Annotated in this window: 19 protein-coding genes; 5 read left to right on the plus strand and 14 right to left on the minus strand. The window is 67.0% G+C overall.

Features of this window, described 5'->3' with window-relative positions; translation table 11 throughout:
• Positions 1-27: 27 nt before the first annotated feature.
• The 3 genes from AC3DET_RS06530 to AC3DET_RS06540 all read right to left on the minus strand — a co-directional run bounded on the left by AC3DET_RS06530 (position 28) and on the right by AC3DET_RS06540 (position 2,537).
• The gene (locus tag AC3DET_RS06530) at positions 28-759 is read right to left on the minus strand and encodes a LytR/AlgR family response regulator transcription factor (RefSeq protein ID WP_337730780.1); all 732 of its coding nucleotides are present in this window, start codon (positions 757-759) and stop codon (positions 28-30) included.
• Between the two features lie 95 nt (positions 760-854).
• Positions 855-1,541 carry an alpha/beta hydrolase gene (locus AC3DET_RS06535; RefSeq protein WP_337730781.1) on the minus strand — a complete coding sequence of 229 codons (687 nt, stop codon included), beginning with the start codon at positions 1,539-1,541 and terminating at the stop codon, positions 855-857.
• 36 nt (positions 1,542-1,577) lie between these two features.
• Positions 1,578-2,537, minus strand: coding sequence for an energy transducer TonB (locus AC3DET_RS06540; RefSeq protein WP_488391075.1), 960 nt, complete (start codon positions 2,535-2,537; stop codon positions 1,578-1,580).
• A 343-nt stretch (positions 2,538-2,880) separates the two neighbouring features.
• On the opposite strand from AC3DET_RS06540, the gene AC3DET_RS06545 reads away from it, so the two are divergent.
• On the plus strand, positions 2,881-5,085 hold the full coding sequence (locus tag AC3DET_RS06545; protein ID WP_488391076.1) for a sensor domain-containing protein: 2,205 nt from the start codon (positions 2,881-2,883) through the stop codon (positions 5,083-5,085).
• Here the strand turns inward: AC3DET_RS06545 and AC3DET_RS06550 are convergent.
• The 6 genes from AC3DET_RS06550 to AC3DET_RS06575 all read right to left on the minus strand — a co-directional run bounded on the left by AC3DET_RS06550 (position 5,060) and on the right by AC3DET_RS06575 (position 13,670).
• Positions 5,060-5,911, minus strand: coding sequence for an NAD-dependent protein deacetylase (locus AC3DET_RS06550; RefSeq protein ID WP_488391077.1), 852 nt, complete (start codon positions 5,909-5,911; stop codon positions 5,060-5,062). The two genes, AC3DET_RS06545 and AC3DET_RS06550, sit on opposite strands and share 26 nt — an antisense overlap.
• 35 nt (positions 5,912-5,946) lie before the next feature.
• Positions 5,947-7,452 carry a tryptophan halogenase family protein gene (locus tag AC3DET_RS06555; RefSeq protein WP_488391078.1) on the minus strand — a complete coding sequence of 502 codons (1,506 nt, stop codon included), beginning with the start codon at positions 7,450-7,452 and terminating at the stop codon, positions 5,947-5,949.
• 10 nt (positions 7,453-7,462) lie between these two features.
• On the minus strand, positions 7,463-8,482 hold the full coding sequence (locus tag AC3DET_RS06560) for a cupin-like domain-containing protein (RefSeq protein ID WP_488391079.1): 1,020 nt from the start codon (positions 8,480-8,482) through the stop codon (positions 7,463-7,465).
• Positions 8,466-9,173, minus strand: a complete 708-nt coding sequence (locus tag AC3DET_RS06565; protein WP_488391080.1) for a SapC family protein — start codon at positions 9,171-9,173, stop codon at positions 8,466-8,468. Before AC3DET_RS06565 ends, AC3DET_RS06560 begins: the two co-directional genes overlap by 17 nt.
• 124 nt (positions 9,174-9,297) lie before the next feature.
• On the minus strand, positions 9,298-12,309 hold the full coding sequence (locus AC3DET_RS06570) for a TonB-dependent receptor (protein WP_488391081.1): 3,012 nt from the start codon (positions 12,307-12,309) through the stop codon (positions 9,298-9,300).
• A gap of 350 nt (positions 12,310-12,659) precedes the next feature.
• Positions 12,660-13,670, minus strand: coding sequence for a LacI family DNA-binding transcriptional regulator (locus tag AC3DET_RS06575; protein ID WP_192200010.1), 1,011 nt, complete (start codon positions 13,668-13,670; stop codon positions 12,660-12,662).
• Between the two features lie 352 nt (positions 13,671-14,022).
• Between AC3DET_RS06575 and AC3DET_RS06580 the strand changes: the two genes are divergently transcribed.
• Entirely contained in the window at positions 14,023-15,489 is a 1,467-nt protein-coding gene (locus tag AC3DET_RS06580; RefSeq protein WP_488391082.1) for a glycoside hydrolase family 30 protein, read from the plus strand.
• 24 nt (positions 15,490-15,513) lie between these two features.
• Entirely contained in the window at positions 15,514-16,350 is an 837-nt protein-coding gene (locus AC3DET_RS06585) for a polysaccharide deacetylase family protein (RefSeq protein WP_488391083.1), read from the plus strand.
• A gap of 38 nt (positions 16,351-16,388) precedes the next feature.
• On the opposite strand, the gene AC3DET_RS06590 is transcribed toward AC3DET_RS06585, so the two are convergent.
• Positions 16,389-17,405, minus strand: coding sequence for a hypothetical protein (locus AC3DET_RS06590; protein ID WP_488391084.1), 1,017 nt, complete (start codon positions 17,403-17,405; stop codon positions 16,389-16,391).
• 58 nt (positions 17,406-17,463) lie between these two features.
• Positions 17,464-17,667 (minus strand): hypothetical protein, encoded by a 204-nt coding sequence (locus AC3DET_RS06595; protein ID WP_488391085.1) that lies wholly within the window; start codon positions 17,665-17,667, stop codon positions 17,464-17,466.
• A gap of 563 nt (positions 17,668-18,230) precedes the next feature.
• Between AC3DET_RS06595 and AC3DET_RS06600 the strand changes: the two genes are divergently transcribed.
• Both AC3DET_RS06600 and AC3DET_RS06605 read left to right on the plus strand, forming a co-directional pair.
• Positions 18,231-18,950 carry a response regulator gene (locus AC3DET_RS06600; protein WP_337730795.1) on the plus strand — a complete coding sequence of 240 codons (720 nt, stop codon included), beginning with the start codon at positions 18,231-18,233 and terminating at the stop codon, positions 18,948-18,950.
• Positions 18,947-20,359: an ATP-binding protein gene (locus AC3DET_RS06605; RefSeq protein ID WP_488391086.1), complete on the plus strand. Its 1,413-nt coding sequence runs from the start codon at positions 18,947-18,949 to the stop codon at positions 20,357-20,359. Before AC3DET_RS06600 ends, AC3DET_RS06605 begins: the two co-directional genes overlap by 4 nt.
• Positions 20,360-20,383: 24 nt before the next feature.
• Here AC3DET_RS06605 and AC3DET_RS06610 read toward each other — a convergent pair whose 3' ends face one another.
• The 3 genes from AC3DET_RS06610 to AC3DET_RS06620 form a co-directional block, all read right to left on the minus strand.
• Entirely contained in the window at positions 20,384-22,510 is a 2,127-nt protein-coding gene (locus AC3DET_RS06610) for a TonB-dependent receptor family protein (protein ID WP_488391087.1), read from the minus strand.
• Positions 22,511-22,993: 483 nt separating this feature from the next.
• Positions 22,994-23,587: a cytochrome b gene (locus tag AC3DET_RS06615; protein WP_337730797.1), complete on the minus strand. Its 594-nt coding sequence runs from the start codon at positions 23,585-23,587 to the stop codon at positions 22,994-22,996.
• The gene (locus AC3DET_RS06620; protein ID WP_488391088.1) at positions 23,584-24,666 is read right to left on the minus strand and encodes a catalase family peroxidase; all 1,083 of its coding nucleotides are present in this window, start codon (positions 24,664-24,666) and stop codon (positions 23,584-23,586) included. The genes AC3DET_RS06615 and AC3DET_RS06620 overlap by 4 nt, the downstream gene beginning before the upstream one ends.
• Positions 24,667-24,680 lie beyond the last annotated feature (14 nt).

The raw sequence follows: 24,680 nt of genomic DNA on the forward strand, positions 1-24,680 counted from the left end.
CCCGCATGGCGCCACGTCCGCGCGCGTTCAGAGCGCCTTGACGGTCTCGCGCAGGCCCGCCACGCAGCGGCGACTCACTTCCAGCGGCTCCTTGCCATGGCGCAGGATGGCCTGGACATGGCCATCGCCGATGCGCTTGATCTCGACCAGTTCGTGGCGCGCGACCAGGCAGTTGCGATGGATCCGCACGAAGCGTCCACCGAATTCCTCTTCCAGCGATTTCAGCGATTCCTCGATCAGGTCCTCGCCGCGCGCGTGGTGCACCACCACGTACTTCTCCTCCGCCTGCAGGTAGTGCACTTCATCCACGGGAATCAGCCGCAGGCTGCCCCGCAGGCGTGCACACAGGTGGGTCCGCGGCTGGCTGCTCGATGACGCCGGCGCCTGGGTCTCGCGTCCGGCGATGAAGGTGCGCGCGCGTTCGAGCGCGGCGGCCAATCGCTCGGCGCGGATCGGCTTCATCAGGTAATCGATGGCGGCGGCCTCGAAAGCCGACAGCGCGTGTTCGTCGTAGGCCGTGCAGAACACCACGGCGGGGCGCGGGTCGAAGGCGGCCAGATGGCGGGCGGCCTCGAGTCCGTCCACGCCCGGCATGGCGATGTCCAGCAGGACCATGTCGGGGCGATGCTGCGAACAGGCCTGCAACGCGTCCAGGCCGTTCTCGGCCTCGGCGACCACGTCGATGCCGGGATGCTCGGCCAGCAACGCGCGCAGGCGCTCGCGGGCAAGGGGTTCGTCGTCGGCAATAACCACTTTCACGGCAAAGGCGTCCTCGGTGAACGTTGGCGTGATCCCCCGCGTCCTAGGTTACCCATGGCGGCGCCATGCGTCATCCTTCGGGGGGCGCGTGGGGATTACAACGCAAACCGCCGGCTCATCCAGTCACCCAGGTCACGGATTTCCTCCGCGCACACCTGGTGTGCCATCGGATAGCGGTGCCATTGCACGTCGAAACCCAAGTCACCGAGTGCGCGGGCGCTCTGTTCGGCATGGATGAGCGGGATCACCGGATCCCCCGTGCCGTGCGCCATGAACACCGGTTGCGCGGTGGCCGCAGCCACCAGGTGCGTGGCAGCCTGCGCCGCGCCCGGCAGGTAGGTGGAGAGCGCGATCAGCCCCGCCAACGGCACCTGCCTGCGCAGGCCGGCCGCCAGGGTGATGGCACCGCCCTGGGAGAATCCCGCCAGCAGCAACCGCTCCGGCGCGATGCCCCGCGCCTGCTCGCGCGCGATCAATGCCTCCACCTGCACCAGCGACTCCTCGATGCCGGCGCTGTCCGCCCGAGTGGGGAAGTCCATGCCCACGATGTCGTACCACGCACGCATGCGGACGCCGTTGTTGATCGTCACCGCGCGCACGGGCGCATGCGGGAAGACGAAACGCAGCGCCGGCCATTCCGGGCGCACCAGTTCGGGCACGATCGGGGCGAAGTCGTGGCCATCGGCACCCAGGCCGTGCAACCACAGCACGGACCACCGGGGCGCCGGGCCGGTTTCCTGTTCGACGGTATCGAGGATCGGAGAAGCGGAGGAGGTCGTCATGCCGCCATTCTCGCCGCAGACGCGGGCGGACACCAATCAGCCGTCGCTGGCCCCTGCGGCAGGCAACCGGAAGCGCACCGTGCGGCGTGATGCATGCGCCTGGCCGGTCGCCTCGAAACGCCAACGTTGCGCGACCGCGAGCGCGGGCGCATCGAACATGCCCGCAGGCGTCGATGACACCAGGCGCACGTCGCGCACGCTGCCGTCGGGCTGGATGGTGAAAGCGACTTCCGCCTGCCCTTCCACGCGCGCGCGCAGCGCAGGCAGCGGATATCGCGGCTGTGCGTCCTGCAGCAGGCGCGGCGCCCGGTTCTCCTGCACGACGCGCGACGGCACAACGGAAGGGCTGGTGGCCGGTGCTTCTTCCTGTCGCGCAGGGAGCGGCGCAGGCGAAGGAGCGACATCGGGTGCGCGGACAACCGGTGCGGCGGCGACTGCGGGCGCAGGCGCAGGCGCGGGCGCACGCGCTGTCTGTGCCGGCGATGCCTCCAGGGTCGAGGACGCGGGGGATATGGCCGGCAGTGCTGCCGCCGCGTCAGCTGCGGCAGCCTGCAACGCCTGCTCGCGCAGCAATGCCGCCACCCCGGCGCCCAGTCGCGGCAGCGCAGGCGCCCGCCCATCGATGCGTTCGATCAGACCCAGCAGGCGCTGCGCCTCCCCTGCATCGCCACGCGCGATCGCCTGTTCGGCGGCGATCAGCACATAAGGCTGCAGTTCCGACAGCGCAGCCTGCGCACGTACGCGCTCCGCCGCTTCGGCGCGCGCCGCCAGGTAGTGTTCCACCGCGTTGTCTCCCGCCGGGACAAGCATCCGGTTTTCCGCCAGTGCCTGTGTCGCCCGCGCGTAGTGCGTTGCGGGCGCCGCTGCGTCCGGCCGAGTGTCCACCGCGACCGGCAGTGCTGCTCCGCCTTGTTCCGCGTCGGGCGCGGATGCGCCCTGGCACCCTGCCAGGCACAGCAGCAACCCGCCCCCCATCCACGTCCGTTTCGCTTTCATGTCCACCCCTGTCATGCGGGCGGCAAGCCTAGGCGGCGATCATGACGACGGTGCGTCAGGCCATGCCCACCCTCGACACCGCTCCTCGCACCCGGCACTTCCGCTCGGGAGTTGCCCTGCGAATGCGCGCGATGGCGGCATCGAAGGCGGGTTGCGGCCTGGCGGGCGGGCTGTAAGCGTTTGCAGGTGGGTCGACCCCCGCGCCACGTGAAACTTCAGGTAAAGTGCGGCGATCAGGGGCCGATACCGCATCGTATCTCCCCGTTTCGGGGATGGCTGAGCAGGGAGTGCCGTGGCGAACCCGGTCCATCAGGCGGAAACCGTTCTTGGGGAAGAACTGACCGTGAGGCCCACTGCCATCGCCATGCCGCCGCACTTCGCCAATGGCGCGCCCGACGTATCCTGGGTCATCGACCACAGCGACAACGCGGTCGTCGTCTGCGACGACGCAGCGCACATCACCTGGATCAACCAGGGCTTCACGCGCATGCTCGGCTACACGCTGGAGGAAGCCGCTGGCCGCCGCCCCAGCGATTTCCTGGCCGGCCCGCACACCGATCCGGAAACGGTCGAATGGGTGCGCGGCCAGTTGAATGTCCAACAGGGTTACCGCACCGAACTGCTGGTCTACGCGAAGAGCGGCGTGCCGCTGTGGATCTCTGCGGTCGTCAATCCCGTCTTCGACCCCGAGCGCAACGTCCGCTACCTGCTCGGCGTCTATACCGACATCACCCACAGCAAACTGCACGAAGAGCTGCACCGCAAGGTGCTGGGCGCCATCGTCCGGGAGCAGCCGCTGCAGGAGGTGCTGACGCTGGTCTGCCGCGAAGTCGAAAAGGTCATGCCGGAAGCCGTGGCGTCGGTGATCGCGCTGGACGACTACGGCCGCCTTCGCCCGCTCGCGGCTCCCAGCCTGCCCGACGCCATCGGCGCGCTGATCGACGGCGAGCTCGCGGGTCCGATGGTCGGCGCCTGCGGCTCGGCCGCCTGGAGCGGGCAGCCCGTCGAATGCAGCGACATCGAACGCGACCCGCGCTGGCAGGCGTACAACGCCCCGTTCCTCGCACTGGGCATCCGTGCATGCTGGTCGAGTCCGATCAAGGCCCATGATGGCCGCGTGCTGGGCACGTTCGCGCTGTACTACTGGGAAAACAGGGCGCCCGACGATTTCCACCAGCGCGTGGTCGATGTCTGCCTGCATCTGTGCGCGCTGGCGATGGAGCGCGAGCGCGCACGTGCGCGCATGCACCAGCTCTCGTTCTTCGACACTCTGACCGGCCTGCCGAACCGTGCGCTGTTCAACAGCAAGGTCGAGCAGATGCTGCTGGGCGCCGCGCGACGCGACAGCGCCGTGGCGTTGCTGTTCATCGACATCGACCGCTTCAAGATCGTGAACGACACCCAGGGCCACACGGCTGGCGATGCGTTGCTGCGCGAGCTGGCCAAACGCCTGGGCAGCGAGCTGCGCGAAGGCGACGTGGTGGCGCGACTGGCCGGCGATGAATTCGTGCTGGCCGTTCCCGACCGCAGTGCGGAGGAAGCCGCCAACCTGGCCGATCGCCTGATGGCCCGGCTGTCCGAACCGGTGAGCGCAGGCCGGATGATGCTGACGCCGCAGGCCAGCGTGGGCGTGGCGATGTTCCCCGCCGATGGCTGGGATGTGGATTCGCTGGTACGCCATGCCGATATCGCGATGTACCGCGCCAAGTCCGAGGGCGGCGCGCGCATCGTGTTCTACAGCCTGGAGATGAACCAGGCGATGCAGGAGCGGCTCGCACTGGAGAATGCGCTGCGCGAGGCGGTACGCAGCGGCCAATTGCGCCTGCACTACCAGCCGCAGGTCGCGCTGGATGACGATGCCCGCCTGCATGGCGTGGAAGCGTTGCTGCGCTGGCGCCATCCGGAAATCGGCGAGATCTCGCCCGCCACCTTCGTGCCGATGGCCGAAGAGTGCGGCCTGATCGACGAGCTGGGCCGGTGGACGCTGGAAGAAGCCTGCACCCAGATGGCGGACTGGCGGCGGCGCGGCGTGCCGGTGCCGCGCGTCTCGGTCAACCTGTCGGCGATCAACTTCGAACAGCAGGACCTGCCGACCTTCATCGGCAATGTGCTGGGCAAATGCGGGCTTTCCCCGTCCGAGCTGATGGTGGAAGTGACCGAGAGCGTCATGCTGGCGCAGAAACCCGAGGTACTGGCCAACATCGATGCGATCCACCGCATGGGCGTGAGCCTGTCGATCGACGATTTCGGCACCGGCTACTCCAGCCTGAGCCATCTCCACCGCCTGCCCATCAGCGAACTGAAGCTCGACATGAGCTTCGTGCGCGACCTGGAGCACAGCGAGTCCGCCCGTGCACTCACCACGTCCATCCTGCGCATCGGCGAAAGCCTGGCGTTGAAGGTGGTCGCCGAGGGTGTCGAGAATGCGGCGCAACGCGCCGTGCTGGCCTCGCTCAACTGCGATCTGTTGCAGGGCTACTACGTCTCGCGTCCCCTGTCCCCGCACTCGCTGGAACGCTGGATCAGCCTGCAACCATCGATGGAGTGAGCGAAAGGCGCGCCTGGTCTTCCAGCAGGAAGCCCAGTGCGTCACCACAAGGGGCCGCCACGCGGAACCGCAGCAACTCATGGGCGCGCGTCCGCCCCAGATTGACGGCGACCACCGGGATGTCCGCACGCACGGCGGCATGCACGAAGCGCAACCCGGAGTAGACCATCAAGGACGAGCCGACCACCAGCATCGCATCCGCGCGCCGGAGATGCGCCATGGCATGGTCGACGCGCGCACGCGGCACGTTCTCGCCGAAGAACACCACATCGGGCTTGAGCAGTCCGCCGCACGCTTCGCAGGCGGGTACGTGGAACGCGCTGAAGTCGCGCCCGTCCAGGTCGGCATCGCCGTCGGGTGCCGCGACAGCATCGAGCGCCACCCAGTCGGGATTCGCGGACGCCAGGCGGGTCTGCATTTCCGCACGCGCAGAACCCGCGCCACACCCCATGCACACCACCTGGTCGAGCCGACCGTGCAGGTCGACTACCGACAGGCTGCCGGCCGCCTGGTGCAGGCCGTCCACATTCTGTGTCAGCAGCATTTCCGACAGGCCGCGCGCTTCAAGCGACGCCAGTGCGTGATGCGCGATGTTCGGCCGGGCGCGTGCGATGCGCGGCCAACCGAGCAGACTGCGCGCCCAGTAGCGCTGGCGCGTGGCATGGTCGCCCATGAACGCCTGATAGGTCACCGGCGGCGTGCGCTTCCAGGCGCCGTGCTCATCACGGTAGTCGGGAATGCCGGAGCCGGTGCTGCAACCTGCACCGGTCAGGACGAACAAGCGCCGGTGCCCGGTCAGGAAGGCTTGGAGTCGTGGATCGCCCATGCCGGCAGCTTAGGCCATGCCGCCGGCTCCGTGTTTCACGGCTTGGGCGCGGGGCAATAGCTGCGCAGGTAATCCATGTGGGCGGGCATCTGCCGTGCCGTACCCAGCACGTTGCTGCGGATGTCGTCGAGGAAGCGCTGGAGATCCTCTTTCGACATGACATCGGCGGTCGGGTGATAGCCCTTCGGGATCACGCCCTGTCCCAGCATGACCTGTATCCACGAATTCTCGCCGAACAACTCACCGGGTACGTGGAAGACCGTGCCCGTCTCGCGGAAGAGTTCGATCCTGTGCCGGAGCGTCGCGGGGATTTCCATCTCCGCTATGTCGCGCCAGTAGGGCGTGTCGCGACGATCGCTGACCGCGTAGTGCATCACCACGAAATCGCGAACGTGCTGCAGCTCTTCGTCCAGACGGGCGTTGTACTCGTCGATCGCCGGCTGCGTGATCGTATGCGGGAAGGTCTGCAGCAAGCGCACGATGCCGCGCTGGATCAGGTGGATGGTGGTGGATTCCAGCGGCTCGATGAAACTGCCGGCCAGCCCCAGGGCCACGCAGTTCTTCGCCCAGCATTGCTGCCGTTGCCCCGGCTTGAACCGGATCGGCCATGGCTGCTTGATGACCTCGCCCTCGACACTGGACAGGAACTGCTCGCGCGCCTCGTCGTCGCTGATGTGGCGGCTGGAGTACACGATGCCGTTGCCCACCCGGTGCTGCAGCGGGATGCGCCATTGCCACCCTGCCGTCCCGGCGATGGCACGCGTGTAGGGCACGGCATCGCGCACCGCGGTGGTCTGGGTGGCCAGTGCACTGTCGTTGAACAGCCACCGGGACCAGTCGGTGTAACCCACGCCCAGCGTCTTGCCGATCAGCAGCGCACGGAAGCCGGTGCAGTCGATGAACAGGTCGCCCTCGATCACCTCGCCGCGCTCCAGCTTGATCGAGGAGATGCCGCCTTCGGCATCGGTGCCGACATCGACGATCTTGCCCTCGACGCGCTTGCACCCGTGGCGCTCACTGAATCCCCGCAGGAAGCGGGCGTAGAGCGCCGCGTCCATGTGGTACGCGTAATTGACATGGTAGCGCGGCAGATGGGAGAAGCGGTCCTGCAGCGCGGCCTGCAGTTCGATGCAATAGTCGCTGTACTCGCTCGCCAGGCCTTCGGCCCTCCCGCGCAGCCAGAAATGCTGGAAGCCCGCCGACCAGTGGTCCTTGCCGCTGGTGCCGAACGAGTGGATGTAGCGGTGGCCGACGTCCTTCCAGTTCTCGAAGGAGATGCCCAGCTTCACGGTACCCTGCACCGCCGCCATGAAATCCTGCTCCTTGATGTCGAGCAGGCGATGGAAGACCACCAGCGTCGGGATCGTCGCCTCGCCCACACCGACCGTCCCGATCTCTTCCGACTCCACCAGGGTGATGTCCAGGGTCTTGCCCAGCGTCTTGGACAGCGCGGCAGCGGCCATCCAGCCGGCGGTGCCGCCACCGGCGATGACGACACGCTTGACGGTGCGGGGACTGGTCATCGGTTGCGACGTCTGCATGCAGGTTCACTCAACGGTTGAGGCGCTGCTGCAGCAGCGCGCGCAGGTGGCGGACACGGGCTTCGTCGAGGGGCGCGAGCACACGCCGTGCCGCTTCGGGCACATGGCCGGCATCCCGTTCCTCGTCGTAGTCGAAAACATAGTGGTCGAACACGTCCTTCCACACCGCGCGCTCGTGCGCGGGAAGGTCGCGCACGCTCATGATGGCCAGCATCAGCGCATTCATCGGCGTGTCCATCCACGCGGGCGACTGCCGCCACCAGTAATTCACCAGCACGTTGAACGCGTCCAGGCCCTCCACGTGGTGCCACCACATGCTGGGAATGAACACCGCGTCGCCCGGTTCGAGCACTGCGGTGCGTGCATGCCTCAGCGCCTCCTCGAAGCGCGGGAAACGCGCGAGGTCAGGCGCAGAGAAATCCACCAAGCTCACCGCCTGCCCCGCAGGCGTGTGATCCAGCGGACCGATGTAGAGATTCTCCAACTGGTCCGGCGGGAACAGCGTTACCTGGCGGCGACCCGCGACGACGCAAGCGAGATTGTCCGGCACATCCTGATGCGCAGCGATCCGGCTGCGGTTGCCGATCCAGATGCTGGCCAGTGGATCGCGCGGACGGAGATCGACGTCGTTCTCGGCACGGAAGCCCGGCAGGAAGGTGTCGAGCGTGGTGGAGGCCACATAGATGGAAGGTGGCGTTGCTGCATCGAGATACTTGCGCAGCGTGTCGAGCGCGACGGACAGCGGCACCTGTTCACGACGGAAGTTGAAGCCGCTCAGGTCCTCGTTGTAGAACACGCGTCCTTTCACCTCGGGTGGAGCAACGGTGGCCACGACGGGCATGCCGCCGTGGTCGAACCGCTTGAGGTAGTCGATGCCCGCCACCGCCGATGCACGTGCCGCCTGCACCATGGGCCAGGTCGAGACCAGCCCTCGCAGGACCACCGGCCGTGCCCCCAGCAGCACAGCCTCCGGCAGCGACTGCGGACTGCAGCCAGCGATCTCGTCGATGGACTCAGCGAGCGGACGCACGGCGCCGGTTGGTCCGTTCGATCAGATCGCGGAAGCGCGACATCGATGCCAGCACCATGTAGACGGGCAGCAGATGGCCATCGCGCGCCAGCCGTTCCAGCGCATCCCCGGACACTGCCTGCAGCCGCGCCTCGTCGATGGTATGGAAGCCGGCCAGCCGGTTGTGCGAGCCATCATCCAGCTTCACGTCGAGCACGAATGATTCCAGCAGATCGTGCTCCAGCAGGGCATCAATGAAGGCGGGCGTGGCGACGACGCCATCATGCAGCGCCAGCAGCACGGACTTCACACGCTCCAGGAACTCCGTGGCGCCGCCATGGTCATGGAACAGCGGCTCACCGCCTCCGTCGCGGGCGCGCGGGTGCTCGAGATCGACATGCAGCAAACGCTCTTCGCCGGATACCCCGACCAGGAAGGGCTGCCGCCTGACGGACAGCGGGACATACGTGGCATCCCAGCGCTCCCCGTCGAGGAACAGGTTCTCGCCTTCCTGCAGGCCGAACAGTGCCAGCGGAATGAAGCGTCCCTCGCCGTCGCGCGCGAACACGATCGGGTAGTGCGCCTGCACGTCGCGGAACTCGGCAGGGAATGTCAGCGCCCGCATCACGGCGTCGCCGAGTGCGGCACCATGACCGGCCCGCACGCGGAGCGTCCGGTGCTCGATATTGTTCAACAGGACGTGCTGGCTCATCGGCTCTCGCAGGCTACCGGGCGGAACAGCGCAACCCGTGGCATCGTGCCCGATCACATGGGGCAAAGAAAGACGGAGCCGCCGGACCTGCCGACGACTCCGTCCCTGGATCGCACCGCTGCGGTCAGAACTTGTACCGCAGGCCGAACATGTAGCGCGGGCCGGTCTGGGTGGCGAACCGCACCATGTTCTCGTGACGGGCGTGGGTACGCATCGTCTCGTCGGTGAGGTTGATGCCTTCCAGGCTGATCGTCAGCTGTGGCGTCACCTGATAGCTCACGTTCATGTCGAACTGGCCGTACTCTTCGACGTAGTTCGGGTTGTTGCCCTGACCGCCGACACCGTTGAAGAACTCGTCGCGCCAGTTGTATGCCGCGCGGACCTGCCACGGCCCCTTGTCGTAGAACGCCACCAGGTTGGCCGAATCGCTCAGGCCGACCAGCGGATACTGGTCGCCCAGGTCGGTGTTGTCGAAGGTCAGGCCCGAATCCACCTTGGTGTAGTTCGCCGCCAGGCCGAAGCCGCTGTCGCCGAACAGGTGCTGGACGTTGATCTCGAAACCATCGAGCGTGTCCGATCGCTGGTTGGCTGGAACGGTGATGTTGAACCCGGCGATGGGATCACCAGGCTGACCGGTAATGCGACCTCTCGCAACATCGACGCCAGGATCGTTTGCGTGATTGGTGAAGATGTAGGTACGGATGCAATCGCCATCCGTCGGCAGGCAGCCAGCCGCCAGCGCGTTGTTCCAGTACGTACCACCCACCGGCGTGTGGAGCGCGAAAGGCTCTTCACGAACTATCGTGTCGCTGATGAAATTGTCGATGTCCTTGCGGAAGTAGCCCACGGAGAAGTAGCTCCCCGGACTGTAGTACCACTCGAACGACAGATCGAAGTTGTCAGACAGGAGCGGCTCCAGCGCCGGATCACCGCGGCTGCCGTCACCGCCGGTGATCCGGACGACGTTGGCCAGTTGCTGACCACCACGTATGGCGCCCCAGCCGGGACGGCCGATGGTCTGGCTGTAGCTGCCGCGCAGCACCATGCTGTCGCTGAGATCCAGCTTCAGGTCCAGATTAGGCAGGAAGTAATCGTAGTCTCCCTCGCGCCGCGCGAAGGCGCGCTCGCCCGCGTAGTCCACATAAAGTTCGTTGGCGGCCACCCAGGTGATGGTTTCGCCGACGCGCTCCAGTGCAGTGGAGACGACTTCCGTCTTCTCGTAGCGGACACCCAGGGCCACGTGCAGCGGCATGGACCAGTCGAACATCGTCGTCCACTGCACATAGGCACTCTTCGACTTCTCCGTCGTACGCATGTCGTCGGTGAACTCGGTCGGCATCTGGTAGCACGTCGGGCACGCGGGATCGAAGTTCGGCCCCGGCCCCACGACCTCACCCGCACGGCTCCGCAGGCGCTCGAAGTCGAACACCAGGAACGCATCAGTCCAGTTCGGGTTGTTGTGGTTACCGAAGGCCTCGAAGTAACGCGACATGTGATCGACGTACCAGATGCTGTCGTCATAGTCCGCCGGCGTGCCGACGCCACCCCAGGTATCGCGCTGCATCACGGACGACGCGGAGCGGTTCTGTACATCGATGGCCGACACGCCGAAGTCCAGTCCGGAGTAGTCACCGAACTCGAAGCGGCCCTTGGCCTGCAGCTGTTCGACCTCGGACTTGTTGTAACTGTTCTGGAACACCGAACCGGTCACCAGCGCCTGCGATGCAAGCACTTCGGTCTGGCCGGGCGGCAACTGCACGTTGACGATCGGGATCTCGCCGCTATAGTCGACGGTGGTGGTGCCACGCACATACGCAGCTACGCCGAGCACGCCGGCCGATCCGAGCGGACTGTCCGGCTTCGATTCGGAGGTGGAATTGTGGTAGTCGAACTCGAGGTTGAGGTTGTCGTTGACTTCCCACTCGACGTTGAAGCCCAACGAATCGCCGGTGGTCTTGGTCGCCAACTGCATGCCGCCCATCGAAAGGTCGGCGTTGGTCATGTCTTCGGAATAGATGATCGGCGCGGCAACCGGACCATCCGTCCATGAACTGTCGCCCGGACCGTAGTTGAACCACACCGACAGCTCGCTGCGCTGCTGCTGCACCTTGTTCTCGATGTAGTTGTAGTCCAGGGTGGTCGTCACGTTGTCGGTCGGCGCCCACTGCAGCGTCACCTGGCCGTTGGTGCGCTGGCGCTGCACGCCGTTGACGCTGTAGCCGGTGTTCTGCGGACGCGCGTAGACATCGTCCGGTCCAGGGCGATTGTCGATGCGGTCGTAGTACGTCTCGCCGGGCAGCGGCAGGCGCTGCCAGCTGTTCGAGTTGTCGCCGTAGAACGTCAGCCAGCCATCGGCCACCGACGCCTGGTTGAAGCCGGAATCGCGCTCCTGGTAGCTGCCGCTGAGCGCGATACCGAAACGGCCATCGGCATAGGTCTGGCTGAAGATGCCGGACATCTCGCCGGTGAAATCGTTGCCCTGCATGGTCTTCGGCAGGTTGCCGTTGGAGCTGTCGTTGACTGCTTTCAGGCCGAACGTCGCGACCGGTTCGGCCTGCAGCGGGCGCGCCGTCCGCACGTCGATGGTGGCGCCGATGCCACCGGTCGGATTGTCGGCGCGACCGGTCTTGAAGACGCGGATCTCGGACACCGATTCGCTGGCCAGGTTGGCGAAGTCGAACGAGCGCGACGTCGAGGATCCCGCACCACCGCTGCCCAGGTTGGACGCCGGCATCTGGCGACCGTTGAGCAGCACCAGGTTGTAGTCCGGGCCCATGCCGCGCACGGTGACCTTGGAGCCTTCGCCGCTGGACGTGCGATCGATCGACACACCACTGATGCGCTGGAGCGATTCGGCCAGGTTGGTATCGGGGAACTTGCCGATGTCCTCGGCGACGATGCCATCGACGACGCCCTGCGCATCGCGCTTGAGGTTCATCGACGATTCCAGGCTCGCGCGGATGCCCTTGACCACGACGGTATCCAGCGTGGCGGGATCCACCTCACCGGTGGTTGCGGGCGCCGGATCGGCATTGCCCTGGGTCTCGACCTGCTGGGCCCACGCGGGCCCTGCGAGTGCGAGCAACAATGCGGATGTAAGCACCCGCTTCCTTGGAACGGATTGCACTTGCTTCATGGACTTTCCCCTCTCCGGAAATTCACGAATGGCGTTGGTGTGTGTGCTCGAGGCCCCTGTCCCCTTTCACGTTGGGCCGAATTGGACGCGCGATTGACAGCGTTGTCAACTTTCTGTGATTCGACTAGTGATTTGAAGAAAAAGGCTTGTTTCAAGCACTATTCTTCATGCTGCGTCGCAGCTGAAACCGTTTTCTTTCCTGCGTGTCGCCGCAAGGAAACTGAAAAAAACCTGCGCAACCACACGGAAGGTTTTCTATTGGTATGGAATGCGCGCGCGGCATCCATCCTTCCGGACGGGCGTAGCGCCACTGGAATCCAGGGCCGATGCAAATGAGGAACGCGCCCGCTTCAGCGGCGCGCGGGTGGCTGTGTCGATTCGCGGAACAGCACTTCATGTTCGACGTGCACCATGCTCCCCGCGTCGGCCGTGCGGATGCGCGCCAGCAGCTGCAGCGTGGCCAGCCTGCCCATTTCCGACGTGGGCTGACGCACCGTCGTCAGCGCAGGATAGATATGGCGCGCGATGGGCGTGTCATCGAAGCCGCACACCGAGATGTCGCGCGGTACCGCCAGCCCGCGCTCGCACGCCGCACGGATGACGCCGGCGGCCATGTCGTCGTTGGCCGCGAAGATGGCGGTCGGTGGCCGGCGCAGGTCGAGCAGCCGATTGCCGGCCTCGATGCCGGACTCGAACGAGAAGGCGCCCTGCACCACCAGATCCGCGTCGTACTCCAGGCCCGACGCACGCAACGCGTCCTTGTAGCCCTTGTAACGCCACTGGCAGGCGCCATGCGCAGGCGGGCCCTTGATATGGCCGATGCGGCGATGGCCCTGTGCCACCAGCCCTGCGATGAGTTCGCGCACGGCGGCGGTCTCGTCCATCATCACGCCGATGCGATCGTCCGGGTGCTTGGGCGCGATGCACGCGAACGGCACCTCGTGCTGTTCGAGGAATTCCAGCACCACGGGGTCGTCCGTCAGCGGGGGAATCAGCACCACGCCGTCCGGCGCGAAGTGCTCGAACACCACCTTCAGGTCGTCGGCCTTGCGCTGCTTCGGCGCGCCGACCGGCGCCAGCACCAGGTTGTAGTGGTTGTCGCGACAGGCATCCAGCATGCCGCTCTGGATCTCCATCAGGTAGTTGCGCGACGGGTTGTTGTAGACCAGCGCGATGACATACGAACGCTGCCCGGCCAGGCTGCGCGCCGACAGGTTGGGACGGTACTGCAGCTGGTCGACCGCCTTCATGACCCGCTGGCGCATTTCTTCGCGGACGTTCGGCTCGTTGTTGAGCACGCGCGACACGGTCTTCATGGACACGCCTGCCACTGCGGCCACGTCTTCGATCCGACTACGCATTGGGATGCTCCTGATCCACTCCGCCCACCCTCCCGGCACGACGCCGGATTCTGACAGCGATGCCCGCCGCTTGGATACCGCACGGCGCGACCGGCGGCAGGTACGACATGCCGCAAACCCCGCGGGTGGAAACCAGTGACAGGCGGCGATCACGCGCAAACCGTTGCTGCATGGCAACACACATCCGATGCGCACGCACAAAGAACGCGCTATGCATCCCGTCTTTCCGGCAACCGACGCACAATCGGTTGACAGCAAGATGTAGCAACGCTATGACAGCGCTGTCAACTACCGTGCATCCGATGCCGTCCAGCGGGGCGCTCGGCTGCACTCTTCTCCAAGAGGCACCGACATGCATTCCATCCGATTGTTCTCCGCCGCCACGCTCGGCGTTGCCATGGCTGCCGGAATGGTGGGCGCAGGTGCCGCCGGACCCCCGGAGACCTCCATGCAACCCGCCTCCAAGGTGACCATCTACACGACCGCCCAGGACTCCCGCCAGCGCCTCAGCGAGTCGGGCACTGCCGTGCTCAAGCCGGGACACACGCTGACGGAAGTGGAGACATCGGTCTTCGTGGATCCCGCCGTGCGGTTCCAGTCATTGCTGGGCATCGGCGGCGCCATCACCGACTCGACCGCCGAGGTCTACGCCACGCTCCCGCCCGCGAAACAGGCCGAGTTCATGCGTGCCTACTACGACACGCGGGAAGGCATCGGCTATTCGTTGGCGCGCACCACCATCCACAGCTCCGACTTCAGCTCGGCCAGCTACACGTACATCAAGGAAGGCGACAAGGCGCTGGAGACGTTCTCGATCGATCATGACCGCCAGGCTCGCCTGCCGATGATCAAGCAGGCCATCGCGGCCTCCGGCGGCAAGCTGCCCTTGTTCGCCAGCCCGTGGAGCGCGCCCGCCTTCATGAAGACGAACAACCACATGCTGCGCGGCGGCGCGCTGCTGCCCGAGTACCGGCAGGCATGGGCGAACTATTTCGTCAGGTTCATCCAGGCCTACGAGAAGGAAGGGGTGCCGATCTGGGGCATCACCGTGCAGAACGAGCCGATGGCCACGCAGACCTGGGAATCGATGCTGTACACGGCCGAGGAAGAGCGGGATTTCCTCAAGCAGCACCTCGGCCCGACCATGCACGCGGCCGGCTATGCCGACAAGAAGATCATCGTGTGGGACCACAACCGCGACATGATGCTGTACCGCGCCCAGGTGATCCTCGGCGACCCGGAGGCGGCGAAGTACGCCTGGGGCCTCGGCTTCCACTGGTACGAGACGTGGGCGGGTTTCGACCCGATGTACCGCAATGTGGCGGCAGTGACGCAGGCGTTTCCCGACAAGCCGGTGCTGCTGACCGAGGCGGCGGTCGAGAAGTTCGACCCCGCGCGCTACCAGCACTGGCCGAATGCCGAACGCTACGGGACTTCGATGATCCACGATCTCAACAACGGCGCTGTCGGCTGGACCGACTGGAACATGCTGCTGGACGAGAAGGGTGGCCCCAACCACGTGGGCAACTACTGCTTCGCCCCGCTGCATGCGGACACCCGCACGGGGGAGCTCATCTACACGCCCAGCTACTACTACATCGGTCATTTCTCGAAGTTCATCCGCCCGCAGGCGCGCCGCGTCAGCGCTGCCACCAGCCGAAGCACGCTGCTCGCGACCGCCTTCGTCAATCCGGACGGGCAACTGGCCACGGTGGTGATGAATCCCACCGACAAGGAAATCACGTACAACTTCTACGTGGGCCAGGCGTCGGCGATGGTGACCATCCCGCCACGCGCAATCCAGACACTGGTGAACTGACCACACCGCTGCGGGGAGTCCGACATGCGTCCGTTGCTTGTCCTGTTGTTGCTGCTGCCGGGCGCACCCACCTCCGCCGCGGATGCTTTCGTGTGGCCCGACGGACGTCGTGCTGCCGTGAGCCTGGCCTACGACGATGCGGTCCCGTCGCAGCTGGACAATGCGATCCCCGCACTCGACCGCCACGGCCTGAAGGGCACGTTCTACCTGACGCTGTCCTCCGACACGCTGCGTACGCGGCAACGGGAGTGGGTGGCCGCCGCCCGCAACGGCCATGAGCTCGGGAACCACAGCCTGTTCCACCAATGCTCGGGCGCCCGGCCTGATCGCGACTGGGTGGAGGCACACCGCGATCTCGACAGCGTCACCGTGGCGCAGATGCGCGACCAGGTGCTGCTGGCGAATGTCATGCTGACCGCACTGGATGGCCGGCACGAACGGACCATGACCGTGCCCTGCGGTGATACGCAGGCGCGCGACGGAAACTATGTCGACGCCGTCGCATCGGCATTCGTGGCGATCAAGCTGGGGCAGGGTGGCGTGGTCGCGGACATGGCGACACTCGATCCGATGGCGGTGCCGGTGGACGTTCCGGTCGAGGTGACCGGCGAAGCGCTGATCGCACGCGTCGAAGAGGCCGCGCGACGGGGCACGATGGTCAACTTCACCTTCCATGGCATCGGCGGCGACCACCTGGCCGTCTCCAACGACGCACACGAAGCGTTGCTGCGGCACCTGGCTGCCCATCCGGATGTGTACTGGGTGGCGCCCTTCATCGACATCATGCGCCACGTCGCGTTGGAACGCCCATCGCCTGCGCATGCGTCGCGATCCGGCAGCACGCGCGCCGCCACGCCATGAACTTCCGCCTGCGATAAACGCTCGACGGGGCATCCCGTTCAGCGCGGGCACGACGACAACATCGCGCGCGCATGCCAAGCGGCGCGGCGCGCCAGGTTGTAGGCCATGTCGGCCTCCCGTGGCAACAGGTGTTCCACGCGTGTCGGGTCGGCTCCGTTCGCGAACGCATGCTCCACGCGCTCCAACTGCGACAGGTGCTGCTGGATGGGCCGCAGCAGTTCTGCATACAGCGACTTCCGGCAATGCGGAAAATCCGCACCGAGTGCCGCCAATTGCGCCCTGATCGCGCGGCTCGCGGCCCCTTCCAGGCCAGGAGCCGGTTCGGACGCGATGGGCGCCGCCTTGTAGGCGTCTCCTGTTGCTTCGCTGCCGAGATCCGCCACTCGCTCGTGGTATGCGGGATTGAAGCGGACCTCAGGTGGTGGGCGCGCGCGTGCGGGCTGATCGCGCGTCCCCAACGGAATGACCACCGTTCCGGTGACGGTTCCGTGCGCGTTCTCCAGCAGGCTGTCTCCGGCAGTGCCTTTCCCGAGCCAGGCCTTGTCGAACCGGGTCTCCCGGTAATCAACGGGATTGCGACGGTCGAAGGGACCCGGCGCGTTGTTGCGCGCCACACCTTCTCCCGCGCCCGGTGGCGGCCGCACCGGCACGGCGCGCCCTGCCGCATCTTCCGGCAGAAGCAAGCGTCCATCGCGTCCGTACAGCACGAGTGGGACGCGTTGGTCCGCATGGACCCGCACCGAGGACGTGGCCGGTGACGCGGTCCTGCGCAGCGCCGACGGCAGGCCCTGCTCGTCCTGGTCCGGGCGGAACGGACGCGCTGACGCGCGCGGGGCCCGTGTCACGGTCGCGCGTGCAATGAAGCGTATCTGCAGCGTGGATTCGGATGCCTCCGCACGCACGACAGGGCGGTGCAGCATCAGCACGCGTGCGGTCAGCGCCAGGACGATGACGCTCACCAGGCACGCAATCAGGCGGTCCTTGGCATCGGCCGGCACCTGCCACACGTGGCCTGCGGCGCGCGGTCGCGGACCTGTCGCGGTTGCGCCAGTCAATGCAGGAGCTCACGCGGTGGTGGCCGGGGCAAGCCGGACAGCCTATGCAGCGGCAGGATCAAACCGGGTCGTCCCAGTGGCTCTTTGCCGGCGGGGGTGGTGGATACCCTTGGTCTTCCAGGCATGCGTCCAGCAGGTCGTGCTGCTCCGGATCAAGCAGGGGCGGTTCCTGCGAGGCATCCGCGGCAGGAAACGGCAGGTCGAGCTCGTCGGCGCAGCGCGCGATCGCGTCCCTGAGCTCCGGATCCGGCATCGGCGGCACGCTATACCCATCCGCATGCGGATGATGTGGCGGTCCGTCGTGACCGAAAGGTACAGGCGGCGGTGGACGATGCAGATGCGGCGGCGAGCAGCAGGCGGCGAGCCCGAAGGCCAGCAAGCCCAACAGGGCGGCGCGGGAGGGCGTGGCGAGCAACAAGGAAGCTCCTTGAGAAGGGGGTTGGCGGGCATGGTGTCTGCAGGCTCCGCAGCGGATGAATCCGTCGCACGCATGGAACTGCGGCCGCCGCCACCTGGCCCTGCAAGGCGGAACGGATGGCATGGGCGAACATCGACGGCGGGGAGTGGTGAGGATGGACGCGCCGTGTCGCCTGACTATGTCGTCATGTGTCATCCCGTGCCGGGGGCAGTGCCACGTCGCGACACACGACGACATACCGGCGCGAAGAACGCGTTGCACCCTGCGGTGGCGTTGGCGACAGACCAACCTTGTACTCTCCCCTGGAAATCCCCTGCCGCCATCCCTCATGGCGGCTCTTTTCCCCTGTGTCGGGAAGGACCGGGGAATGACGCATACTTCTCACGGACGCTGCACGCCCCCGCGCCATGGACCTGAGCTCCCACATCCTGGTGGTCGACGACGACCCCGAACTGCGCACGCTGATTGGCGGCTTCCTGCGCGAGCACGGTTATCGCGTGGACGAGGTGGGCGATACGGCCGCGATGCGGGATGCCATTGCGCGGCGGCGACCCGACCTGATCGTGTTGGACGTGATGATGCCGGGCGAGGATGGCTTGGTCGCCGCACGCCGGTTGGCCAGCGAGTCCGGCCCTCCGGTGATCATGCTCAGCGCGCTCGGCACGGATACCGACCGCATCATCGGCCTGGAAGTCGGCGCCGACGATTACCTCGCCAAACCGTGCAATCCGCGCGAACTGCTGGCCCGCGTGCGCGCGCTTCTGCGCCGTCGGTCTCCCGCCGGCGATGGCGGTACCGGCCCGAACGGCGCTACCGTCTTCGGTTTCGATGGCTGGAGCCTGGATGTGGCCCGCCGTGAACTGCGCGATCCTGCGGGCACCTACATCAATCTTTCCGATGGCGAGTTCGCGCTGCTGCGCACCTTCATCGAACATCCGCAGCGCGTGCTCAGCCGTGACCAGTTGCTGGACTACGCGCGCGGCCACAACGTGGACGTATACGACCGGGCCATCGACAGCCAGGTCAGTCGGCTGCGCCGGAAGCTCAACGAGCGTGGCGGCACGGAAATGATCCGCACCGTGCGCAACGAGGGCTACATGCTGCTGCCTTCCGTCGTGCGCCGATGACGAACCGTCGGCGCCTGCCGCTTTTCGCACGGACATTCCTCCTCCTGCTTGTCGCGCTGGTGGTCGCGTATACCGTCGGCATGGCGGTACTGCTGTACCGGCCGCCCGCGGATGGCATCGCCTTGAGCGAGCTGACGGCGTTGCTGTCTTCGCGCATGCCCGCAACCAGCCCCGACCTGCAGGTCTCCTACGCCGACCAGGCGCCGTCGCCCGACGCTGCGCGCTACCGCGCCTCGCCGCCGTTCTCCGCACTGCTCGCCCAATGGCTGGGCAGCGAAGTGGAACGGGTGCGCTTCTTCCACCTGCAAGGCCCCCGGCCACCCTTCTCGCTCGCGCCGTTTCCCGCGCCGCCTGCGTCAGCACCTCCCGTTCCCCCGCCCGGAGGCATGCCGGGGGAAGGACGAGCGCAGGGAGCCGTCGACGTGAAAGGCGGCCCGCCGCCGTTCCCGCCCAACTGGCACCCCGACGCTCCCCTTCGCGGCGATTTCGTAGCGGCCTACCGTCAGGCTGACGGGCGCTGGCGGGTCGTCGAGAACACGCGCAATCGTGCTGCCTTCATCGCAAGGCTGGGCACCCTGTTCCTCGCGGGCGTGCTGGCGCTGACGCCGCTGGCATGGTGGTTCTCGCGTGCGCTGGCGTCACCGATCCACCAGTTCACGCGTGCTGCCAACCGGATGGGCCGTGACGCCGATGCCCCGCCCCTCCCCCTCACGGGTCCCAGCGAGATCGCCAGCGCCGCCACCGCCTTCAACGCCATGCAGGCGCGACTGAACCGCTTGCTGAAGGAACGCAGCGAGATGGCGGGCGCCATCGCCCATGACCTGCGCACACCACTCGCACGGCTGGCGTTCCGGCTGGATGCGCTGCCTCCCGATGCGCGCGGCAAGGCATCCGCCGACATCAACGAGATGTCGCAGATGATCGATGCCACGCTGGAGTTCATCCACGACCAGAATCGTCTGCGCGCGCAAGAATCACTCGATCTTCGCCTGCTGGTGGAAAGCGTGGTCGACAACCTGCGCGATACCGGGCACGACGTGCAGCTTGCGGACGGCCCGCCCGCGCCGATGAAAGGCGACCCGTTGTCGCTGCGGCGCATGGTCGCCAACCTGGTCGACAACGCGCTCAAGTACGGACAACGCGCGCAGCTCACGCTGACGGCGGAGCCGGAAGGTTATCGCCTGCAGGTGGACGATGAGGGGCCCGGCATCGATTCCACGCAGGAAGAGCAGTTGTTCATGCCCTTCGTGCGCGGGGATGCCTCACGCAACCGCAGCACGGGCGGCATCGGGCTGGGCCTGGCATCCGTGAAATCCACCGTGCTCGCCCACGGTGGCGATGTGACGCTGTCGAACCGCCGCGACGGGGGCCTGCGCGCCAGTGTCCATCTTCCCCATCGATCGGCGTAGGCGCGCCAGGAGACCGATGCGCCGTCAGCGGTCCGCCCAATGCCAGCGCAGCCCCACGGTGAACGTGCGCCCGGCCCCGGGCTCATAGAAGCGGCCGTTGCCTTCGTTGACGATGACGGAACCGATATGGAAACGGTCCAGCGCGTTGTCGATGCGGGCGAAGCCCTGCAGGCGCCCGCTGCCCGCCGGCCAATCGCGCGCGAGTTCGAGGTTCAGCAGGCCATGGCCGGGGGCGCGTTCGCTGCCGGTATCGTTCACCGTGACGGCGCCGACACCCAGCAGCTGGGCGGCCGCGCTCCACTGCCCGCCCTGCCAGCCCAGGCGCACCGATGCCTGCTGCCGGGCGACCCCGGGGATGCGCGTGCCGGCCGCGACCTGCACTCCCGGCGTGGTGCAACCGCTCGAGGTGCAGATGGGGAAGCCGTCGCGGAACGTCGCGTCCAGCCACGTGTAGGCCAGCTGCAGCTGCCAGGCGGCGTGCAGCTGCAGGCCCGCCTGCAGTTCCACGCCCTGGCGCCGTGCAGCGCCGGCGTTGCGGTAGCTGCTCCGGCCACCCACGTTGCGTGCGACCGCCAGCTCGTCGTCCGTATCGGCGCGGAACAGCGCAGCGTCGATGCGGGCGCCCTGCCCGCCACGCCACTTCATCCCCAGCTCCATGTTCCGGCTGATCGCCGGTCGCAGATCGAACGCCAGCCCGGCCCCGCCATCGGCGCGATAGCCGATCTCGTTGAACGTCGGCGTCTCGAAGCCGCGCCCGGTCGATGCGTACAACCGCAGCGCATCGATGGGCGCGTACACCAGCCCCGCCACCGGCATGGTGCGCTCGTACGTCACCTGGCCACTATCGTCGGGATTGGTAGCCGTGATGTAGGCATCCCGCGAGCGGAATGCGATGCGGCTGTGGCGCGCGCCGGCCAGCACGGACCAGCGGGATGCGAACTGCCACCAGGCTTGCGCGTACTGGTCGACATTCCACACCTGGTTGCGCTCGTCGCGACGCAACGCGCCCCGCACGCCCAGCGCCGGGCCGACGAAATTCTCGTAGCCGCGACGATGCTGGCGCTGCCGATCGGCATTCGCGCCTGCGCTGACCTCGAACGCACGCCCGGCAAGCTCGCCCGTCCATGACCAGCGCAGGTCGGCTCCGCCGTAGTCGTTGTCGAGATCGATCACGCCGCCGGCGTTGAGGGGATTGGCCTGCGCCGCGCCCGGCAACGCGAGATACTGCTCGACGTCGCGGCGTCCACCATAGGCCATCGCCCGCAACAGGTGTCCGCTGGCGAAAGGCCATTCGTACACGGTGCCCAGCTGGTCCTGCCGGACGGATTTGCGCGTGTCGAACTGGGTCGCCACCGACGTTGCCTGGCGCGGATCCTGCCACGCCTGCGCACGCGTGAGGCCGAGGGGGTCCTTGGCGTCGGGCGCGTCGAAATGATTGAGGACCAGGTCCAGCGTGGCACGGCCGGGCTTCAACCGGACTTTCGCATTCAGCGATTCGCGGCGCGCGGCGCTATGCGCGCGGTAGCCGTCCGTCTCCAGCATCGACGCCGCCACGCTGTAACCCGCCACATCGCCGGCACCGCGCACCCGTGCACCCAGCACGCGGTTGCCGTGGCTGCCCGCGCCTGCCTGCACTCGGGCCTCATGACCCTCCCCGGGAATGTCGCTCCACAGTTGGATCACGCCGCCTGAAGAGTTGCCATGCAAGGCGGAGAACGGACCACGCAGCACTTCCACGCGATCCGCGCCCTGCATGTTGAAGTGGGATACCTGGCCCTGCCCGTCGGGCATGGTCGCGGGCACGCCATCGGCGTACAGGCGCAGTCCGCGCACGCCGAAGGTGGAGCGCGCGCCGAAGCCGCGGATCGAAAGCTGCGTGTCCTGCGCCAGATTCTGCCGTTCGCGCGCACGCAATCCGGGGATGCCGTCCAGCGCTTCCGACAATGCGGAAAGAGGCCGCGCACCGCCATCGCCCAACACCACGGTATCGACGGAGGCCGGCACGTCGAAGGCATCCACCGATTCGAGGCGCGTGGCGGTGACCACGATGCGGTCAAGCGTCGCTGCAGCCACCCGCTGCTCATCCGCCGCCATCGCGGCGGCGCACGGGATCAGCAGCAGGGTGCCGGTTTTCCAACGGATTCGCGACATCGCTTGCATGCATGGACCGGAAGGCGGGGCGATGGCGCGGAGCACAGGCCAGCGAAAAGTCCGCTCCGCCCGCTCCAGGCGCGGAATACGCACGTTCAGCCCATCCTGTCGCTGCTGACCATTCACCAGGGATTGGTAGGCCTGCAACCGGATGAATCTGGCGGGCCGTTGCGTGTTCCGACATTCATCCGCGCATGAGACGTCAGTGACTCGCTTGCGGACGCACTTTTTGCTTGAGAAGGATCACGCGGGACATCTTCGTACAGCCCGACGCCTTCCTGCAACAAGCGGTCTCATCCATCCGTTCAATCCGCACACAAGGGCAGACACCGGCTTGTACCTGCCATGCCGCGCATGGGCATCAACGCGTGACGCCCGGTCGGCTGTTCCGGAGAGCATGCGAAGCATCGGGGCCATCGCCCGCGTGCTGGTCATGAATCCCGGACCTGCGCTGCCCTCCGGATGGCGGCGCCACGCGGGAATTCAGTCTTCCGCGACATCGGATTCCCGCATGGCCGTCGCGTCCCGTGCCGGCACCGTCCGTGGCGCACCACTCCGCGCCATCGCTTCGAATACGCCATCACGACGTACCCAGGCGTGATACAGGGCGGCGCCCAGGTGCGCCATCACCAGTGCGAACAGCGCGTAACCAAGCACGCCATGCGCGCCGCGCAACCAGGCGTAGAGCGTCGGGTCGTGCGGGACGAGCGCAGGCAACGCCAGCGTGCCGACCATCTGCACCGGATAACCGCCTGCCGACACCGTCGCCCAGCCCAGCAGCGGCATGGCCAGCATCAACGCGTAGAGCAACCCGTGCGAGGCCTTCGCGGCGATCACCTGCGGACGTGGCAGGTCCGCAGGCAGCGGAGGCGGCGGACTGCGCCAACGGTGGTACAGCCGCACCAGCGCCAGCAGCAGGATGGCGATGCCGAGCGGCCGGTGCAGATCGATCAGCACGGGGCGCAGTGCCAACGAGGCGACCATGCCCACGCCGATGAACAGCATCGAGAGGATCAGGACGGCCATGCCCCAATGCAGCAGACGGGCAAGCGCATCGAAATGTCCGTGGCGATTCATCGCGCGGCCTCCCCGTCATCGCCCCGGGCGGTCTCGCGCTCTCGACGGTTGAACGACACCGCATAGGCCGCCGCGCGCGCCGCCAGGATCGGATCGCCGGAAAGCGCGATGCCTTCCGGCACTACCGTCGGGTCGTAGTTCACGTCGCGGCACGGGCCGGTGGCCTGCGGCTGGCTGCGCTCCAGCACCAGGACGCCGGCCACGTGCTGCGGGCGGTCTTCGGGCCAGGCCTGCGATGGATCGTCGACCGGATCGCCGGCTGCCGCCTCGGTGACGACCAGGTTCCAGCGCAGCGGACCCTGCTGCAGGCGCGCCTGGAGATCCTCATGCAGATAGTCCGCATCGGCGTGCTCGCGTTCTGCATCGCCCAGGGGTTCGAAGGGCGCCTGTGGCTGCATCGACCAGCGCACGAAGCGTTCGCGTCCGGCGGCATCGATGAAACGGAACGCGTTGACCCCGTTGTAGGCCGTGTTCGCCCAGCTGCTCGACCAGGCGGCGGATTTCGCCCACGCCTGGAACCGCTTCGCCTCCGGATACTCGGCAAGGAACGCCGCCATCCTGGCCGGATCCGGCTTGCCCGTTGCCGGATCCGGACGCGATGCCAGCAACTGCGCGTGGAATCCGGCCGGCGTGGCCACGGCGAAGAAGGGGAAGCTGTTCATCGCCATGCGCCACTCCTGTCCATCGTCGGTCTTCAGCAACAGCGCCAGGCTGCGTACCCGCGCCTGCGCGTCGGGCGCATGCGGATCGGCGCCCCCGATCGACAGCCGGCCCTGCACCGCCGTGCGTGACTGATGGAACACCCGCGCACGCGACAGCCGCGCGGCTTGCGCTGAAGGCTCGAAATAGCCGGCCACGCAGACGCCTTTGCTGTGCGCGCGACGGAAGCCGGGGTAGGGCTTGCCGCCCTCGATGGCATCCACCAGGCGCGGCGCTGTCAGGCGATCCCTCCCGATCCAGCCTCCCACCCAGGCGAACGCCGCGGCCAGGACCAGGAGGAGCGTGGCGATGGCGACCAGGGCCGGCCACGGCGCGGTGGAGGTTGTCGGCGGGAGCGGATCGGGGGGAGGGCTCGACATGGGCAGTTCCTGCA

It is taken from the genome of Pseudoxanthomonas sp. 97-1-1 (genome assembly GCF_057773125.1).

Excerpts from the sequence above, each read along its gene's own strand:
- AC3DET_RS06580 (WP_488391082.1), top strand. The coding sequence starts at position 14,023 with ATGCATTCCATCCGATTGTTCTCCGCCGCCACGCTCGGCGTTGCCATG.
- AC3DET_RS06605 (WP_488391086.1), top strand. The coding sequence starts at position 18,947 with ATGACGAACCGTCGGCGCCTGCCGCTTTTCGCACGGACATTCCTCCTC.
- AC3DET_RS06550 (WP_488391077.1), bottom strand. The coding sequence starts at position 5,911 with ATGGGCGATCCACGACTCCAAGCCTTCCTGACCGGGCACCGGCGCTTG.
- AC3DET_RS06565 (WP_488391080.1), bottom strand. The coding sequence starts at position 9,173 with ATGAGCCAGCACGTCCTGTTGAACAATATCGAGCACCGGACGCTCCGC.
- AC3DET_RS06570 (WP_488391081.1), bottom strand. The coding sequence starts at position 12,309 with ATGAAGCAAGTGCAATCCGTTCCAAGGAAGCGGGTGCTTACATCCGCA.
- AC3DET_RS06575 (WP_192200010.1), bottom strand. The coding sequence starts at position 13,670 with ATGCGTAGTCGGATCGAAGACGTGGCCGCAGTGGCAGGCGTGTCCATG.
- AC3DET_RS06585 (WP_488391083.1), top strand. The coding sequence starts at position 15,514 with ATGCGTCCGTTGCTTGTCCTGTTGTTGCTGCTGCCGGGCGCACCCACC.
- AC3DET_RS06610 (WP_488391087.1), bottom strand. The coding sequence starts at position 22,510 with ATGTCGCGAATCCGTTGGAAAACCGGCACCCTGCTGCTGATCCCGTGC.
- AC3DET_RS06540 (WP_488391075.1), bottom strand. The coding sequence starts at position 2,537 with ATGAAAGCGAAACGGACGTGGATGGGGGGCGGGTTGCTGCTGTGCCTG.
- AC3DET_RS06615 (WP_337730797.1), bottom strand. The coding sequence starts at position 23,587 with ATGAATCGCCACGGACATTTCGATGCGCTTGCCCGTCTGCTGCATTGG.
- AC3DET_RS06600 (WP_337730795.1), top strand. The coding sequence starts at position 18,231 with ATGGACCTGAGCTCCCACATCCTGGTGGTCGACGACGACCCCGAACTG.
- AC3DET_RS06535 (WP_337730781.1), bottom strand. The coding sequence starts at position 1,541 with ATGACGACCTCCTCCGCTTCTCCGATCCTCGATACCGTCGAACAGGAA.
- AC3DET_RS06620 (WP_488391088.1), bottom strand. The coding sequence starts at position 24,666 with ATGTCGAGCCCTCCCCCCGATCCGCTCCCGCCGACAACCTCCACCGCG.
- AC3DET_RS06555 (WP_488391078.1), bottom strand. The coding sequence starts at position 7,452 with ATGCAGACGTCGCAACCGATGACCAGTCCCCGCACCGTCAAGCGTGTC.